Source organism: Thauera phenolivorans (genome assembly GCF_001696715.1).
Lineage (GTDB): Bacteria > Pseudomonadota > Gammaproteobacteria > Burkholderiales > Rhodocyclaceae > Thauera > Thauera phenolivorans.
In genome coordinates this window covers 314210-330929 of the sequence record NZ_MBFM01000001.1, presented here as the reverse complement: position 1 = coordinate 330929, position 16720 = coordinate 314210, and the positions used below count along the sequence as shown (strand labels likewise).

Annotated in this window: 16 protein-coding genes and 1 pseudogene; 8 read left to right on the top strand and 9 right to left on the bottom strand. The window is 67.5% G+C overall.

Features of this window, described 5'->3' with window-relative positions:
• The 4 genes from BB334_RS17360 to BB334_RS01530 all read left to right on the top strand — a co-directional run.
• Window positions 1-628, top strand: a 628-nt coding sequence (locus tag BB334_RS17360) for a murein hydrolase activator EnvC family protein (protein WP_158014342.1), incomplete at its 5' end; no start/stop codon positions are given.
• A 50-nt stretch (window positions 629-678) separates the two neighbouring features.
• Window positions 679-2043, top strand: coding sequence for a S41 family peptidase (locus tag BB334_RS01540; RefSeq protein ID WP_068803645.1), 1365 nt, complete (start codon window positions 679-681; stop codon window positions 2041-2043).
• A 16-nt stretch (window positions 2044-2059) separates the two neighbouring features.
• Entirely contained in the window at window positions 2060-2509 is a 450-nt protein-coding gene (locus BB334_RS01535) for a hypothetical protein (RefSeq protein ID WP_068803643.1), read from the top strand.
• Window positions 2510-2523: 14 nt separating this feature from the next.
• Window positions 2524-3276, top strand: a complete 753-nt coding sequence (locus tag BB334_RS01530) for a HesA/MoeB/ThiF family protein (protein WP_068803641.1) — start codon at window positions 2524-2526, stop codon at window positions 3274-3276.
• A 32-nt stretch (window positions 3277-3308) separates the two neighbouring features.
• On the opposite strand, the gene ribD is transcribed toward BB334_RS01530, so the two are convergent.
• From ribD to BB334_RS01495, 7 genes are all read right to left on the bottom strand, one after another.
• Window positions 3309-4412 carry a bifunctional diaminohydroxyphosphoribosylaminopyrimidine deaminase/5-amino-6-(5-phosphoribosylamino)uracil reductase RibD gene (ribD, locus tag BB334_RS01525; RefSeq protein ID WP_068803639.1) on the bottom strand — a complete coding sequence of 368 codons (1104 nt, stop codon included), beginning with the start codon at window positions 4410-4412 and terminating at the stop codon, window positions 3309-3311.
• Window positions 4393-4908, bottom strand: a complete 516-nt coding sequence (gene nrdR, locus BB334_RS01520) for a transcriptional regulator NrdR (RefSeq protein ID WP_068803637.1) — start codon at window positions 4906-4908, stop codon at window positions 4393-4395. The genes ribD and nrdR overlap by 20 nt, the downstream gene beginning before the upstream one ends.
• 57 nt (window positions 4909-4965) lie before the next feature.
• Window positions 4966-6216, bottom strand: a complete 1251-nt coding sequence (glyA, locus tag BB334_RS01515) for a serine hydroxymethyltransferase (protein ID WP_068803635.1) — start codon at window positions 6214-6216, stop codon at window positions 4966-4968.
• Between the two features lie 130 nt (window positions 6217-6346).
• Window positions 6347-8116 (bottom strand): TRAP transporter large permease, encoded by a 1770-nt coding sequence (locus BB334_RS01510; protein WP_068803633.1) that lies wholly within the window; start codon window positions 8114-8116, stop codon window positions 6347-6349.
• Window positions 8113-8694 (bottom strand): TRAP transporter small permease subunit, encoded by a 582-nt coding sequence (locus BB334_RS01505; protein ID WP_068804390.1) that lies wholly within the window; start codon window positions 8692-8694, stop codon window positions 8113-8115. Before BB334_RS01505 ends, BB334_RS01510 begins: the two co-directional genes overlap by 4 nt.
• Before the next feature lie 137 nt (window positions 8695-8831).
• Window positions 8832-9914, bottom strand: a complete 1083-nt coding sequence (locus tag BB334_RS01500; RefSeq protein WP_068803631.1) for a TRAP transporter substrate-binding protein — start codon at window positions 9912-9914, stop codon at window positions 8832-8834.
• A gap of 147 nt (window positions 9915-10061) precedes the next feature.
• Window positions 10062-10733, bottom strand: a complete 672-nt coding sequence (locus BB334_RS01495) for a histidine phosphatase family protein (protein WP_083200225.1) — start codon at window positions 10731-10733, stop codon at window positions 10062-10064.
• Window positions 10734-10888: 155 nt separating this feature from the next.
• On the opposite strand from BB334_RS01495, the gene BB334_RS01490 reads away from it, so the two are divergent.
• Window positions 10889-11482: a TRAP transporter small permease subunit gene (locus BB334_RS01490; RefSeq protein WP_068803629.1), complete on the top strand. Its 594-nt coding sequence runs from the start codon at window positions 10889-10891 to the stop codon at window positions 11480-11482.
• On the top strand, window positions 11479-13140 hold the full coding sequence (locus BB334_RS01485; protein WP_068803627.1) for a TRAP transporter large permease: 1662 nt from the start codon (window positions 11479-11481) through the stop codon (window positions 13138-13140). The genes BB334_RS01490 and BB334_RS01485 overlap by 4 nt, the downstream gene beginning before the upstream one ends.
• A gap of 116 nt (window positions 13141-13256) precedes the next feature.
• On the opposite strand, the gene BB334_RS01480 is transcribed toward BB334_RS01485, so the two are convergent.
• Together BB334_RS01480 and pmbA are read right to left on the bottom strand one after the other, a co-directional pair.
• Window positions 13257-14408: a TRAP transporter substrate-binding protein gene (locus BB334_RS01480; protein ID WP_068803625.1), complete on the bottom strand. Its 1152-nt coding sequence runs from the start codon at window positions 14406-14408 to the stop codon at window positions 13257-13259.
• 85 nt (window positions 14409-14493) lie between these two features.
• Window positions 14494-15834, bottom strand: a complete 1341-nt coding sequence (gene pmbA, locus BB334_RS01475; protein WP_068803623.1) for a metalloprotease PmbA — start codon at window positions 15832-15834, stop codon at window positions 14494-14496.
• Window positions 15835-15898: 64 nt separating this feature from the next.
• Here pmbA and yjgA point away from each other — a divergent pair, with 64 nt between their 5' ends.
• Both yjgA and mogA read left to right on the top strand, forming a co-directional pair.
• Window positions 15899-16495 carry a ribosome biogenesis factor YjgA gene (yjgA, locus tag BB334_RS01470; RefSeq protein ID WP_068803621.1) on the top strand — a complete coding sequence of 199 codons (597 nt, stop codon included), beginning with the start codon at window positions 15899-15901 and terminating at the stop codon, window positions 16493-16495.
• Window positions 16492-16720 (top strand): annotated as a pseudogene (gene mogA, locus BB334_RS17355) (molybdopterin adenylyltransferase); the annotation flags it as partial. The gene yjgA and the pseudogene mogA, both read left to right, overlap by 4 nt.

Below are 16720 nucleotides of genomic sequence, written 5' to 3'. Positions count from 1 at the left end.
GGCGCGCGAACGGGCCGCACGCGAGGCCGCTCGCAAGGCGGCGGAGAAGCGCGCGACGGAAAAGCGAGCCGCCGAGCAGCGTGCCGCCGCCGAGCGCGAAGCGGCGCGCCGCGCGGCCCAGCGTGCCGCGGCAGCGCGTGTCGAGACGGTGCCACAGGCACCGCCGCCGAGGCGCGCCGAACCGGTAGTGGGGGAGGCGCGCCGCACCGCCCGACCCACGCCCACCGGGGTCAGCTTCGCCCAGCTCAGGGGGCGGCTCAGTTTTCCCGTGCGCGGCGAACTCGTGGGCCGTTTCGGCGCTCAAAGAGCGGAAGGCGGCACGACTTGGAAGGGTATCTTCATCCGCGCCGCCAGTGGCACCGAAGTGCGTGCGGTGGCGGCCGGCGAGGTGGTCTTTTCAGACTGGCTGCGCGGCTACGGCAATCTCCTGATCATCGACCACGGCAGCAGCTATCTTTCCGTCTATGGCAATAACGACGCGCTGCTCAAGGAGGTCGGAGCGCGAGTCGCGGGTGGAGAGTCGATCGCGAACGTGGGGGCGAGCGGAGGGGTGGCGGAATCGGGTTTATACTTCGAAATCCGCCACCAGGGACGGCCGCTCAACCCGATGCAGTGGGTGAGCAACTGAAGCCCGCACGGTCGGTCGAAGGAGACGGAATTTACCCTGATGGAGTACTCATGCGCAGCAAGCTGAAACAGCTCGGCCTCGTCATGACCGGCGTGTTCGCCGGGGTGATGATCAGCCTCAATTTCTCCGCGATTGCCGACAAGGCGTCGCCGACACCGCTTCCGGTCGAGGAGTTGCGCGCGTTCGCCGACGTTTTCAACGCGATCAAGCAGGGCTACGTCGAGCCGGTCGAGGACAAGAAGCTGATCACCGATTCGATCGGCGGCATGCTCGCCGGGCTCGACCCGCACTCGGCCTACCTCGACGCCGAGGCGTTCCGGGAACTGCAGGTCGGCACCCAGGGCGAGTTCGGCGGGCTCGGCATCGAGGTCGGCATGGAAGACGGCTTCGTCAAGGTCATCTCACCGATCGAGGACACACCGGCTTTCCGCGGCGGGGTGAAAGCGGGCGACCTGATCGTCAAGCTCGACGAGACGCCGGTGAAGGGCATGAGCCTCAGCGACGCGGTCAAGCGCATGCGGGGCAAGCCCAATACCAGCATCACGCTGACGATCTCGCGCAAGGGCGAGAGCGCACCGATCGTGGTCAAGCTGGTACGTGAAGTGATCAAGGTGCAGAGCGTGAAGTCGAAAGTCATCGAGCCGGGCTACGGCTACCTGCGCGTCGCACAGTTCCAGGAGAACACCGCGGCCGCGATGGTCGACCACTTCGCGAAGCTGGCGCGCGAGGAAGAGCTGAAGGGCCTCGTGCTCGACCTCCGCAACGACCCGGGCGGCCTGCTTCACGGCGCGGTGGGGGTCGCCGCTGCCTTTCTGCCGAAGGACACCCTGGTGGTGTCGACCGACGGCCGCACCGAGGACGCCAAGCGCGAGTATCGCGCCTCGCCCGAGGACTACCTGCGCGGGACCCGCGACGACTTTCTGCGCCGCCTGCCCGCAAGGGCGAAGGACCTGCCGATGGTGGTGCTCGTCAATGGAGGCTCGGCCTCGGCCTCGGAGATCGTCGCCGGCGCGCTGCAGGACCACAAGCGGGCCTTGGTGATGGGCACCCAGACCTTCGGCAAGGGTTCGGTGCAGACCATCCTGCCGCTGACCAGCAGCACCGCGATCAAGCTGACCACCGCGCGCTACTACACGCCGGGCGGGCGCTCGATCCAGGCCAAGGGCATCGCGCCCGACATCATCGTCGAGGAAAGCGAGAACGGCTCCTCGCGGCGCATGCGGGAAGCCGACCTCATCGGCCATCTCGGAAACGACCGCGAGCCGGAGGCCGCGCCGGGCGATGTCGCCCCGCAGGCAGGGGACGAGGAGGGTGTCGAGGCCGCGCCCTTCGAGCTCGCGGGCGAGAACGACCACCAGCTGCGGCAAGCGATCCTGCACCTGAAGGGGCAGCCGACCAGTCCGGGCAAGAAGTAGGTCGAGGGAGAATTCAATGCGTCGCGAAACCGCGTACAAGCTCGCTGGTCGGCACCATGAGAAGACGGTGCCCGGGACGGGCCTCGTCAAGACGCGCGAACTGCGCTTCAAGCGGATTCCGAGCGGGCAGGCGGAGCACGCATGGCGTGCCTTGCGCATGCTCAAGGACCTCCACGTCGAGCGCAGCCAGCACGCGCTCAGCCTGATCGTGCGCTACTCCGTGCTCGACTATTCCATGGAGGGGATCGAGACCGGGCTGCGCGAGGCCGGTTTCGTCCTCGACAACTCGCTCTACATGAAGCTGGTTCGCGCGCTGGTGTATTTCACCGAGGAAACCCAGCGCCACAACCTGCTGTCACCCGAGCGCCTGATCAAGCAGTCCAACGAGGTCTACATCCAGGCCTGGGACAAGCAGGCGCACGGCGACCACGACGAGGTCCCGGTCGAGCTGCGCGAGTACAAGTGACGCAGGCGCAAGGGATGGACGACGGGCAGCTGCTGCGCTACAGCCGCCACATCCTTCTGCCGGAGATCGGTGTCGAGGGGCAGGAGGCCTTCCTCGGAGCGCGCGTGCTCATCGTCGGGGCGGGTGGGCTGGGGTCGCCGGCCGCCATCTATCTCGCCGTCGCCGGGGTCGGTACCCTGGTGCTGGCGGACGATGACGAAGTCGACCTGACCAATCTCCAGCGCCAGATCATCCATGCCAACGACGCCGTCGGCCGCCTGAAGGTGGAGTCGGCGCGCGACAGCCTGCTGCGCCTGAACCCCGGGACGCGGATCGAGACCGTCGCCCGGCGACTGGAGGGCAGGCCGCTCGACGAGCAGGTCGCGGCCGCCGATGTCGTCCTCGACTGCACCGACAACTTCACCACCCGCCATGCGATCAACCGCGCCTGCGTGCGCTTCCGCAAGCCCCTCGTGTCGGGCGCGGCGATTCGCTTCGACGGCCAGGTGGCGGTGTTCGACCTGCGCCGGGCGGATGCAGCCTGCTACCACTGCCTGTTTCCGGAGGGCGAGGACGTCGAGGAAGTCCGTTGCGCGGTGATGGGCGTCTTCGCCCCCTTGGTCGGCATCGTCGGCACCACCCAGGCGGCCGAAGCGCTGAAGCTGATCGCCGGCTGCGGCACGCCGCTCGACGGGCGCCTGCTGCTGCTCGACGGATTGGAAATGGAGTGGCGCCGGGTGGGTTTCGGCAGGGATCCTGCCTGCCCGGTGTGTTCCTCACCCGCCTGACGCTCGGACCCCGTGCCCGCCCGGCGCGATGATCAGGCTGCGGCGGGGGGGCGGAGCCGGGCGAGAATCCGCAGGTCGGCGCCGAGCTGGCGCAGGTCGCGGATGTCGAGGCGCACCGCCTGCTCCAGCGAGACGAGTGCCGGCAGGTTGAACAGGCCGTGGGCGGTGTCGCCGACCAGCATTGGCGCCAGGTAGAGCAGCAGTTCGTCTACGCAGCGCTCACGCAGCAGCGAACCGTTCAGCTTGAAGCCCGCTTCGACGTGCAGTTCGTTGATGCCGCGGCGGCCGAGCTCGCCCATCAGTGCAGGAAGCGCGACCTTGCCTGCCGCATCGGGCAGCACGATCAACTCGTGCCCCATTGCGCGCAGTGGCGCGGCGCGGTCGGCATGCTCGCTGGCGGTGGCGATCAGCACCGGGGCGCCCTGGAGGATGCGCGCTGCGGGCGACACCTCGAGCCGGGCGTCGATCAGGATGCGCAGCGGCTGGCGCTCGCAGGGTACGTCGCGCACGGTCAACCGGGGGTCGTCCTCGCGCACCGTGCCGATGCCGGTCAGCAGCGCGCAGGCGCGGGCGCGCCAGCGGTGACCGTCGCGCCGCGCCGCGGCGCCGGTGATCCACTGGCTGACGCCGTTCTCGAGCGCGGTCTTGCCGTCGAGCGTGGCGGCCGCCTTGAGCCGCACCCAGGGTCGGCCGAACGTCATGCGGGTGACAAAGCCGATGTTGAGCTCGCGTGCCTCGTCCTCGAGCAGGCCGCTCGCGGTCGCGACCCCTGCGGCGCGCAGGCGCTCGAGGCCCCGGCCCGCGACCAGCGGATTGGGGTCCTGCATCGCGGCCACGACGCGGGCGACGCCGGCCTCGATGAGCGCATCGGCGCAGGGGGGGGTGCGGCCGAAGTGGGAGCAGGGTTCGAGGGTGACATAGGCGGTGGCGCCCCTGGCCCTCTCGCCCGCCGCGGCGAGCGCACGGATTTCCGCATGCGCTTCGCCGGCGCGCCGGTGCCAGCCCTCGCCGACGATGTCGCCATCCTGCACCATCACGCAGCCCACTCGGGGGTTGGGCGAGGTGCTCTCGAGGCCGCGCGCGGCGAGCGCGAGCGCCCGCGCCATCGCGCGATGGTCAGTCGCCGAAAAGCTCATTCTCGGGGTCGGCCGGGGCGGGCGGATCGTTGCGCGGGCGACGCGGACGGGGCTGCACTTCTCGGATCACCTCGGAGAACTCGTCGACGTCGGCGAAGTTGCGATACACGGAGGCGAAGCGGATATAGGCGACCTTGTCCAGCTCCTTCAGCTCCTTCATCACCAGTTCGCCGATCTTCTCGCTCGGCACTTCCTGTTCGCCGAGCGACAGCAGGCGCGCCTCGATGCGGTCGACCGCGGCGTCGATCGATTCGATCGTGACCGGGCGCTTGCGCAGCGCGAGCTTCATGCTGCCGGCGAGCTTGGCGTGGTCGAACTCGGTGCGGTTGCCGTTGCGCTTGACGATGTGCGGCATCTTGAGGTCGATGCGCTCGTAGGTGGTGAAGCGCTTGTCGCAGTTCGCGCAGCGGCGCCGGCGGCGTACGACGTCACCGTCCTCGTTCTCGCGGGTGTCGGTGACCTGGGTGTTGGGGTCGCCGCAGAAGGGGCATTTCATGGGCGGATGTCGGTGGAGGACAGGGACGTCGCGGGGGCGAGCCCCTGTCCGGCGCGCTTACTTGCCGTACACCGGGTAGCGGGCGCAGAGCTCGGCGACCTTGCCGCGCACGCGCTCGATCACCGCCTGATCTTCCGGCGCATCGAGCACGTCGGCGATCAGGTGGGCGATCTGCTCGGACTCGATCTCGGTGAAGCCGCGGGTGGTCATCGCCGGCGAGCCGATGCGGATGCCGGAGGTGACGAAGGGCTTCTCGGGGTCGTTCGGGATCGCGTTCTTGTTGACCGTGATGTGGGCGCTGCCCAGCACCGCCTCGGCCGCCTTGCCGGTGATGTTCTTCGGCCGCAGGTCGACCAGGAAGACGTGGCTCTCGGTGCGGCCCGAGACGATCCTCAGGCCGCGCTGCTCGGACAGCACGCGCGCCATGACGCGAGCGTTGGCGATGACCTGTTCCTGGTAGTTGCGGAACTCGGGGGTCGCCGCCTCCTTGAAGGCGACCGCCTTGGCGGCGATCACGTGCATCAGCGGGCCGCCCTGCAGACCGGGGAAGATCGCGGAGTTGAGCGCCTTCTCGTGTTCGGCCTTCATCAGGATCACGCCGCCGCGCGGGCCGCGCAGCGTCTTGTGCGTGGTCGAGGTGACGACATCGGCGTGCGGCACCGGGTTCGGGTAGTAGCCGGCGGCGATGAGGCCGGCGTAGTGGGCCATGTCCACCCAGAAGATGGCGCCGACTTCCTTTGCGACCTTCGCGAAGCGTTCGAAGTCGATGCGCAGCGAATAGGCGGAGGCGCCGGCGATGATGATCTTCGGCTTGTGCTCGCGCGCAAGCGCTTCCATCTTGTCGTAGTCGATCTCCTCCTTCTCGTCGAGGCCGTAGGCGACGACGTTGAACCACTTGCCCGACATGTTGAGCGGCATGCCGTGGGTGAGGTGGCCGCCTTCGGCCAGGCTCATCCCCATGATGGTGTCGCCCGGCTTGGCGAAGGCCATCAACACCGCCTGATTCGCCTGCGAGCCCGAGTTCGGCTGCACGTTGGCGGCCTCGGCGCCGAACAGCGCCTTCAGGCGGTCGATCGCCAGCTGCTCGGCGACGTCCACATGCTCGCAGCCGCCGTAGTAGCGCTTGCCCGGATAGCCCTCGGCGTACTTGTTGGTGAGCTGGGAGCCCTGGGCTTCCATCACCGCGTGGGAGACGTAGTTTTCGGAGGCGATCAGTTCGATGTGGTCTTCCTGGCGGCGGTTTTCGGCCTGGATGGCGGTCCACAGATCGGGATCGACCTTGGCGAGGGTGTCTTGCGAGGAGAACATGGCTTTGGCGTCGGGAAAGGTGAAGAGGGGACGGTATTCCGTTCGAGCGCGGAGTTTATCATGCGGGCGCAGGGCCGATGGGGTGCAGCCGCCTGCGCGGCATGCGCTCCCCTATCCCGACGGCGGGATCTCACCAGCCGCGCTGTCCGCCCCAGCCCTGCTCGCGTTTCTCCGCGTCCGCGGGCCCAGGTTCGGTCGCGCCTTCGGCGGCCGGCGGCTCAGCGCCCCAGCCACCGTCGTCCTCGCCCCAGCCGCCCGCGGTGCCGGGGACGTCGATACGGATGCTCTCCAGGTCTACCTCCACCTTCTTCTCCAGCCCGAAGGTCACCAAGCCTGGGAAGGCGATCAGTGCCGTGACCATCGCGATCTGGATCACGACGAAGGGGATCGAGCCGCGGTAGATGTCCATCGTCTTCACACCGGCGATGGCCTTGCCGGTGACGCGGTCGGTGAACGCCTTCGTCGGCGCCACGCTGCGCAGGTAGAACAGCGCGAAGCCGAAGGGCGGCGTCAGGAAGGAGGTCTGCAAGTTCATCGCCAGCAGGATCCCGAACCACACCAGGTCGATGCCCATCTTTTCGGCCACTGGGGCGAGCAGCGGCACCAGGATGAAGGCGATCTCGAAGAAGTCGATGAAAAAGCCGAGCAGGAATACCACCAGGTTCACGAACACCAGGAAGCCGACATGGCCGCCCGGCAGCCTCTCGAAGAGGTGCTCGACCCAGATCTGGCCGTCGACCGCGGTGAAGGTGAAGCTGAAGATTGTCGACCCGATCAGGATGAACAGGACGAAGCAGGACAGCCGCGCGGTCGCTTCCAGCGCGTGCACGAGCAGGCGCTTGTCGAGCTTGCGCCGGGCGACCGCCATCAGCATCGCGCCGACCGCGCCCATCGCGCCGCCTTCGGTCGGCGTCGCGACGCCCAGGAAGATGGTGCCGAGCACGAGGAAGATCAGGGCGAGCGGCGGGATCAGGACGAAGGTCACCCGCTCGGTGATGCGCGACAGCAGGCCGAGCCCGAGCGCCTTGTTGACCAGCGCGGCGACGAAGGCGAGCAGGGTGCCCCCGGTGAGCGCGACGACGATCGTCTCGTCGAGTGCGGGGCGGACCTCGCTGCCCTGCAGGGCTCCCAGGATCTCGCCGTAGTAGAGGCCGAAGGCGACCGCGACACCGCTGACCAGGAGGGCGAACACCGCCAGGGAGCGCATGCCCGAGCTGCCGTCGGTTTCGCGATAGGTGCGTGCCTCGGGCGGCAGCGCGGGCACCATCTGTGGGCGCAGGATCGCCAGGCCGATGATCAGCAGCGCGTATAGCGCGATCAGCACGAAGGCGGGGATGAAGGCGCCCTTGTAGAGGTCGCCTACCGAGCGGCCGAGCTGGTCGGCCATCACGATCAGGACCAGCGAGGGCGGCACGATCTGCGCCAGCGTGCCGGAGGCGGTGATCGCGCCGCTGGCGATCGCCGGGCTGTAACCGTAGCGCAGCATGATCGGCAGCGAGATCAGGCCCATCGAGATCACCGAGGCCGCCACCACGCCGGTGGTCGCCGCCAGCAGCCCGCCGACGAAGAGCACCGCGAGCGCGAGGCCGCCGCGCACCGGTCCGAACACCTGGCCGACGGTGTCGAGCAGATCCTCGGCCATGCCGCTGCGCTCGAGGATCAGGCCCATCAGGGTGAAGAAGGGGATGGCCAGCAGCGTGTCGTTGGCCATGATGCCGAACACGCGCAGCGGCAGGGCCTGGAACAGGCTCGCCGGCAGCAGGCCGAGCTCCATGCCGATGAGCCCATATAGCAGGCCGCAGGCCGCCAGCGAAAAGGCCACCGGGAAGCCGCTGAGCAGAAACAGGACCAGCGAGCCGAACATCAACTCGGGGATGTGGGCGGCGAGCATTTCGATCACTTGCGCGACTCCTCGGCGATCTCGCCCGGGGCCTGTTCGTGGCCGTCGTGGGGACCATTCAGGAGCGGATTCGGTCCTCTGCCCATCAGGAAGGCACTGCGCTTGATCAGCTCGGAAACTGCCTGCAGGCCGAGCAGCGCGAAGCCGGTCGGCACCAGGGCATAGGCCGGCCAGCGGATCAGCCCGCCGGCGTTCGAGGACATCTCGCCCGATTCGTAGGCGGCCTTCACCACCGGCCAGGAGAAATCGATCATGAACCAGCACAGCGGGAGCAGGAAGACGACGATGCCGACGATGTCGATCAGCATGCGGGTGCGCAAGGACAGCCTCGCGGCGACCACGTCGATCCGCACATGGGCATTCTGCAGGAAGGCGTAGCCCGCGCCGAGCAGGAAGACCGCGGCGAACAGATACCACTGGATCTCAAGATAGGCGTTCGAACTGAGGTTGAAGGCCTTGCGCGCGATCGCGTTGGCGGCGCTGATCAGCGTGGACGCCAGCACGAGCCAGATGATCGTCTTTCCGAAGAAGCGGCTGACGGCGTCGATGACGCGGGAGAGGCGGAGGAGGGTTTCCATGAAAGACGCCTGGAACCGTTCGTGCACAAAGAAGCCGAGCTGGGCGGGCGGCACGCTCGGCATGGGATCAAGCGGCTCCTGCTTGCGGTCGGATGGGAGGCCCGGCGGCACGGCGCAGCGCGCCGCCGGTGCCGCGCTCAGAGTTTCTGCGCCGACATGTACTGGGAGTAGTTGCCCTCGGCCACCGCCTCCCACTGCACCTGCTCGGCCATGAAGCGGCTGTAGTCGGGGAAGATCTTCTTCCATTCCGGGTTCTTGTCGTTGAGCTCGGCATAGACCTCGCGCGAGGCCGTGAACGCGGCGTCCATGACGTCCCTGGGGAAGCGCGACAGCTTCGCACCCTCGGCGATCAGCTGCTTCAGCGCGCCCGGGTTGAGCGCGTCGTAGCGCGCCTGGCAGCCGACATGCGCCGCTGCCGCGGCGTGGGTGACGATCGCCTGGTATTCCTTCGACAGTCCGTTCCACTGCTTGTCGCCGATGTATAGCGAGAACTGTGTGCTGCCTTCCCACCAGGCGGGGAAGTAGTAGTTCTTCGCCACCTTCTGCAGGCCGAGACGAAGGTCGTCATGGGGACCGATCCACTCCGCAGCATCGATCGTGCCCTTTTCCAGCGCCTGGTAGATCTCGCCCGCGGCGATGTTCTGCGGGACCACGCCGAGCCTGGCGAGCACGCGCCCGCCGAAACCGCCGACGCGGAACTTCAGGCCGTCCAGGTCCTTGACCGATTTGATTTCCTTGCGGTACCAGCCGCCCATCTGGGCGCCGGTGTTGCCCATCGGAAAGTTGACGATGTTGTACTTGGCGTAGAACTCGCGCAGCAGCTTGAGGCCGTTGCCTTCGTACATCCAGGCGCTCATCGCACGTGAGGTCATGCCGAACGGGACGGCGCAATCAAGGGCGAAGGTCTCGTCCTTGCCGAAGAAGTAGTAGGGGGCGGTATGGGCGCACTCGACCGTCCCCTGCTGCACGGCATCGACCACGCCGAAGGCGGGCACGAGTTCGCCGCCTGCATGGGTGGAGATCTGGAACTTCCCGCCGGTGGCCTCCGACACGAACCGGGCGAAGGCCTCGCCCGCCCCGTAGACGGTGTCGAGCGATTTCGGAAAACTCGACGCGAGTCGCCAGCGGATCTGTTGCTGCGCGTGGACGATGGCCGGTGCGGTGCCGGCGGCAAGAATGCCGGCGATGCCGGCGCCCTGGATGAATGTGCGACGTTCCACGGTGTCTCCTCTTGTAATGTGTTCGAAGCAATGCTTCGACTCGCATTATAGGAAGAGGGAGGTACATCCTGCCTGCGGCGGAAACCCTAATGCGTGGCGGCCGTCACGCCCCGTTCGCCAGCCCGACACGCTCGCGCGGGCGGGCGTTCAGCGGTCGGGCAACTCGTCGAGCGCGAACTGCAGGTGGGCCTGGTCGGCCCAGGACAGCAGCCGCCAGCGGCCGTCGTCGAACTCGATCCAGTTCAGCGCAGCGTTCGGGATCGGGAAGTCGCGCGCCGCCTCCAGCGGCTGGCCGCTGGCGAAGCGATGGATGATGTCGAGCACCCCGCCGTGGGTCACCACCGCGACCCGCTCGCCAGCATGGCGGGCGGCGATCTCCGCCAGCGCCGCGGCGATGCGGTGACGGAACGCGATCAGGCTCTCGCCACCGCCAGGCAGGGCGAAGTCCGGATCGCGCGCCTTGTGGCGCGCGTAGTCGTGCGGGTGGCGCAGCGCCGCCTCCTCGTAGGTGAGCCCCTGAAAGCAGCCGTAGTGGCGCTCGCGCAGGCGAGGTTCGCGGATCATCTCGCGGGCGAGGCTGCGCGCGAGCGGGGTCGCGGTCTGGCGCGTGCGCAGCAGGTCGCTGGTGTAGAGCGCTGCGAAGCGCTCGTCGGCGAGATGGCGCGCTGCGGCGTCGGCCTGAGCGAGGCCGGTCTCGTTGAGCGGAACATCCAGGTGACCCTGCAGCCGGCGTTCGGCGTTCCACGCAGTCTCTCCGTGGCGGATCACGCAGATCCTGCAAACGCGGGTTTCATGGCGGGCGTGCTGCTTCTCGATCAAGGCGAAAATCCCTTTTCGATCCGCCTTTTCCTTTTTCGGTCAAGGCGGGATATGAAATAATGAGCGGTTACCAAATTCGGGCGAGCTGGTGCGCGGCGAATGCGTCGTCCACGAGTCGTGGCTGTGCGTCCGATTTTCTCCCGAGGAGTCTTTCCGTGTCCTTCCTGTTGAGCCTTTCCCGCGTGATCGACTGGATCAACGAGCGGGTTGGTCGCAGCGTGCTCTGGCTGGTCCTGATCGCAGTGCTGATCAGCGCCGGCAATGCGATCGTTCGCAAGGTGTTTAACACAAGTTCGAACGCCCTGCTCGAGATCCAGTGGTATCTGTTCGCGGCGCTATTCATGCTCGCTTCCGGCTATACCTTCCTCCGCAACGAGCACGTGCGCATCGACATCCTGAACAGCAAGCTGTCGCCGAAGGCGCGCAACTGGGTGGACGTGTTCGGCATCCTCTTCTTCCTGCTGCCGATCAGCGTGCTGATCCTGTGGCTGTCCTGGCCGATCGTCATGAATTCCTACGTTTCCGGCGAAATGTCGCAGAACCCGGGTGGCCTGATCCGCTGGCCGGTCAAGATGCTACTGCCGGTGGGGCTCGGCCTGCTCGTCCTGCAGGCGGTGTCGGAGCTGATCAAGCGCATCGCCTTCATCGTCGACCGCGGCCCCGATCCGCTCGACAGGTCGGCCGGAGGCGGGATCGAGGAGCAGATCGTCGCCGCGGTCAAGGCGAGCGAGGGAGGCGAGCGGAAATGAGCGCATTCCTGATCGCGAACATGGCGCCGTTGATGTTCGCGGTACTCGTCGTCTTCCTCCTGCTCGGCTTCCCGGTGGCCTTCGCGCTGGCGGCAAACGGGCTGCTGTTCGGCCTCATCGGCATCGAGCTCGGGCTGCTCCATCCGGCGCTGTTCCAGGCGCTGCCCGAGCGCATCTTCGGCATCATGGCCAACGACACCCTGCTCGCGGTGCCCTTCTTCACCTTCATGGGCCTGGTGCTCGAGCGCAGCGGCATGGCGGAGGATCTCCTCGATACCATCGGCCAGCTTTTCGGGCCGGTGCGCGGTGGCCTCGCCTTCGCCGCCATCATCGTCGGCGCCCTGCTGGCGGCAACCACCGGCGTGGTGGCGGCCTCGGTGATCTCGATGGGCCTGATCTCGCTGCCGATCATGATGCGCTATGGCTACGACCACCGCCTTGCCACGGGTGTGATCGCCGCCTCAGGGACCCTCGCCCAGATCATTCCGCCCTCGCTCGTGCTGATCGTGATGGCCGACCAGCTTGGCCGTTCGGTGGGCGACATGTACCAGGGCGCGCTGCTTCCCGCCCTCTTGCTCACCGCGATGTACATGGGCTACGTGGCCCTGGTGGCGATGATCGCTCCCCAGCGCGCGCCGGCGATGCCGGCCGCGGCGCGTACCATCCGCGAGGACGACGGTTCGAGCGGCCTGCGATCGCTCGGCGTGCTGTTCGTGCTCTCGGTCGCCGGCGCCTGGCTGTTCGCCACCCAGTACTACGACGAGGGCGCGCCGCGTGACGAGATGGTCGTGGTGTCGGCGATGGTCGGCATCGGCATCGCCTTCGTCGTTGCGGTCCTCAACCGTGCGCTGAAGCTTGGCCTGCTGTCGCGCATGGCGGAGCGGGTGACCTTCGTGCTGATCCCGCCGCTCGGGCTGATCTTCCTGGTGCTCGGCACGATCTTCATCGGCGTGGCCACGCCGACCGAGGGCGGCGCGATGGGCGCGCTCGGCGCGCTGCTGATGGCAATGTCGCGCAAGCGTCTGTCGCTAAAGCTGATGATCCAGGCGATGGATTCGACCACCAAGCTGTCATGCTTCGTGATCTTCATCCTGATCGGCTCGACCGTGTTCGGCCTGACCTTCCGAGGCGTCGACGGCGACCTGTGGGTCGAGCACCTGTTGACCTCGCTGCCGGGTGGCCAGACCGGTTTCCTGGTGGCGGTGAACCTCCTGGTGTTCGTGCTCGCCTTCTTCCTCGACTACTTCGAGCTCGCCTTCATCATCATCCCGCTGCTCGCGCCGGTGGCCGACAAGCTCGGCATCGACCTGATCTGGTTCGGCGTACTGATCGCGGTGAACATGCAGACGTCCTTCCTGCACCCGCCCTTCGGCTTCGCGCTCTTCTTCCTGCGCTCGGTGGCGCCGGAGAAGGTGAAGACCTCCTCGATCTACTGGGGCGCGGTACCCTTTCTGTTCATCCAGCTCATCATGGTGGGCCTGATCATCGCCTTCCCCGGGCTGGTGTCGTATGGCGACGGCGGCAAGGTGCAGGCGGTGGAGGAGGTACCGCTCGACCTCCAGCTGCAGATGCAGCGGCAGATCCCCGGCAGCGGCGGGGGCCAGGGGAGTGAAGCGGGCGGCGGGTCCGACCTCATGCGTCAGTTGCAGGGCGGCTGATTCCGCCCGACGGCAAGAGAAAAGCCGGAGCCCTCGCGGGTCTCCGGCTTTTCTTCGTCCATTCCCGCGGCGGGGCGGGCAGTACCCGGTCCGGTGTGCCGGACGGGGTCAGGCGCTCAGCGCACCGACTGCATGAAGCGGTCGAAGCCGGCCTCGGCGACGCTGAACCAGGCGTTCTGCGATTTCCGGTACTTGTCGAATTCGCCATAGATCTTCGCCCACGCCGGGTTCTTGGCCGACTCCTCGGCGTATAGCTCGTTCGCCACCTCGTAGGCCTTCTTCATGATGTCGTGCGAGAAGTTCTCGAGCTTCACGCCCTGCGACAGCAGGCGGGCGAGCGCCTGCGGATTCTTGTGGTCGTAGGTTGCGGTCATCAGGATGTGGGCTTCGCGCGCGGCGGAGCGGAAGGCCGACTGATATTCCTTCGGCAGCTTGTCCCACTCGGCCTTGTTCACGTAGAAGTGCACCGCCGGCCCGGGCTCCCAGAAGCCCGGCGAGTAGTAGTAGGGCGCGACCTTGTGGAAGCCGAGCTTCTCGTCATCGTAGGGGGCGACCCATTCGGCGGCATCGATCGTGCCCTTCTCGAGCGAGGGGTAGATGTCGGCGCCGGCGATCTGCTGCGGGATCGCGCCCATGCGCGACAGGATCTCGCCGCCGATGCCGGCGATGCGGATCTTGAGGCCGTTGATGTCGTCGACCGTCTCGATCTTCTTGCGGTACCAGCCGCCCATCTGGACACCGGTGTTGCCGCCGAGGAAGGAATAGACGTTGTAATTGCTGTAGAACTCGTCGAGCAGCTCCTGGCCGCCGCCGGCGATGATCCAGGCATCCATCTGGCGGGCATTGAGGCCGAACGGGATCGCGGTGCCGATGCCGAAGGTCTTGTCCTTGCCGACGTAGTAGTAGGAGCAGGAGTGGCACATCTCGACCGTGCCCTGCTGCACGGCGTCGAGCGCCTGCAGACCGGGAACGATCTCGCCGGCCGGGAAGATGCGGATGTCGAACTTGCCGCCGGTGATCTCGCGCAGGCGGTTGGCGAGCATCTCGGAACTACCGAACAGCGTGTCGACGCTGCGCGGGAAGCTCGAGGTCATGCGCCACTTGATCTCGGGCAGGCCGGTCTGAACCGCGGGCGCGCCCGCAGGCGCGCTGCCGGTAGCGGCAGCCGGCGCCGCGGCCTGTTCGGATTGGCCGCAGGCGGCGAGGCTGACGGCGGCGCCTGCGGCCAGGCCGGCACCGGCTTTTTTCAGGAAGGAACGACGTTCCACGATTTCTCCTTGTCTTTGCTGGAGGGATGCTGGGAAAAACACCTGATGATTATACGGTCATGGTGGTGCGCCGGCGGCCGGCGGATCAGTGACCGGCGATCTTCATGCGCTCGATCAGCAGCGAGCCGCAATGCTTGGCGCCGCGCGGCAGCGCGTCGTTACCCACGGCGAGCACGTTGAGGAACATCTCGCGCAGGTTGCCGGCGATGGTGATCTCCTCGACCGCGTGCTGGATCACGCCGTCCTCGACCCAGAAGCCCGCCGCGCCGCGCGAGTAGTCGCCGGTGACGTAGTTCACGCCGTGGCCGAGCAGTTCGGTCACGAGCAGGCCGCGACCCATTTGGCGCAGCAGGCCGTCGAGGTCCTTGTCGCCCGCCTTCACGCGCAGGTTGTGCGAGCCGCCGGCGTTGGCGGTGGTCTCCATGCCGAGCTTGCGCGCCGAATAGGTGGAGAGGAAATAGCCCTGCAGCACGCCGTCGATCACCACCTCGCGGTCGTGGGTGGCGACGCCGTCGCTGTCGAAGGCGGTCGAGCCGAAGGCCCGCGGTTGGTGGGGGCGCTCGGCGATGTTCACCACCGGCGAGAAGACCTGCTGGCCCAGGCTGTCGAGCAGGAAGGAGGACTTGCGGTAGAGCGCGCCGCCGCTGACCGCATGCACGAAGTTGCCGAGCAGGCTAACGGCGAGCGGCGCCTCGAACACCACCGGCACCTCGCAGGTGGTGATCTTGCGCGCGCCCTGCCGGGCCAGCGCGCGTTCGCCGGCGAGGCGGCCGATCGCCTCGGGCGACATCAGCTCGGCGGCGTCGCGCCGCGAGTCGTACCAGAACTCGCGCTGCATCGCGTCGTCCTTGCCCGCGATCACCGAGCACGACAGGCCGTGGCGGCTGGTCGCGTATCCGCCGAGGAAGCCGTGGCTGTTGGCGGAGGCGAACTGGGCCTGCTGGATCGAAGTCTGCGCACCCTCCGAGTTGCCGATCTCGGGACTCACCGCGAAGGCGGCGTCCTCGCAGCGGCGCGCGAGCGCGATCGCCTCGTCGATCTCGATGTTCCACGGGTGGAAGAGGTCGAGATCGGGGCAGTCCTTCGCCATCAGTGCAGCCTCGGCGAGGCCGGCGCAGGGATCCGGGGCGGTGAAGCGCGCGATCGACAATGCCGCGTCAACCGTTGCCCGGATCGCCTTCTTCGAGAAGTCGGAGGTGCTCGCGTAGCCGCGCTGCTGGCCGAGATAGACGGTGACGCCGACCCCCTTGTCACGGTTGTACTCGATGGTGTCGACTTCGCCGCGTCGCACTGCGATCGACTGGCCGAACCCTTCGGAGACGTCGGTCGCGCAGTCGCTCGCGCCGCGTTTGGCCGCGTACTTCAGGATGTCGGAAGCGATTTCGCGCAGTTGCGCCTGGGTGAAGGAGAAGCCTGGAGCGGACATGGGCAGGACACCAGTGAGCAAAGGCTATAATCTTACCCCGATCCCGCCAGGTGCCCTTTCCCCGATGCATTCCGATTCCCGCCATCCGCCGCACCACGGCGGCGACGAGCACACCGACGAAAACGAATACGCAGGCCCGAGCAAGAGCAGCCGCAAGCGCGAGATGGAGGCGCTGCAGGACCTCGGCCGGCAATTGGTCGAGCTGTCGACGGAGCGGCTGCGCAAGGTGCCGCTGCCCGAAAACCTCTACGAGGCGATTCGTGCCGCGCAGGGTTTCAAGATGGAGGCCCGCCGCCGCCAGCTGCAGTACATCGGCAAGCTGATGCGCAACGTGGATCCCGCGCCGATCCAGGCCCAGCTCGACGTATTCAACGGCAACTCGGCTGCCGAGGTGGCGCGCCAGCACCGCCTCGAGCGGCTGCGCGCGGACTACCTCGAGGACGAGAAGGTCCTCACCACGATCGCCGACACCTGGCCGGGCGCCGACCTGCAGCACCTGCGCAACCTGCGCCGAAACGCCTTGAAGGAGCGCGAGCAGGGCAAGCCGCCGAAGGCCTTCCGGGAGCTGTTCCGTGTGCTGCGCGATCTCGAGGCGCAGGCCTCGGGCAGTGAGGCGCCCGACGAAGCATCCGACCCCGACCGCGAGGAAGACGAGGAATGAGCGACACCATCACCATCGGCCTGGTCTCCATCAGCGACCGCGCCTCCGACGGCAGCTACGAGGACCAGGGCATCCCGGCACTCACCGAGTGGCTGGGCCGCGCGCTGCGCTCGCCGTGGCGCGCCGAGTCCCGCCTGATCCCCGACGAGCGGGCGCTGATCGAGCGCACCCTGCGCGAGCTCGCCGACGAGGCCGGCTGTGCGCTGATCCTCACCACCGGCGGCA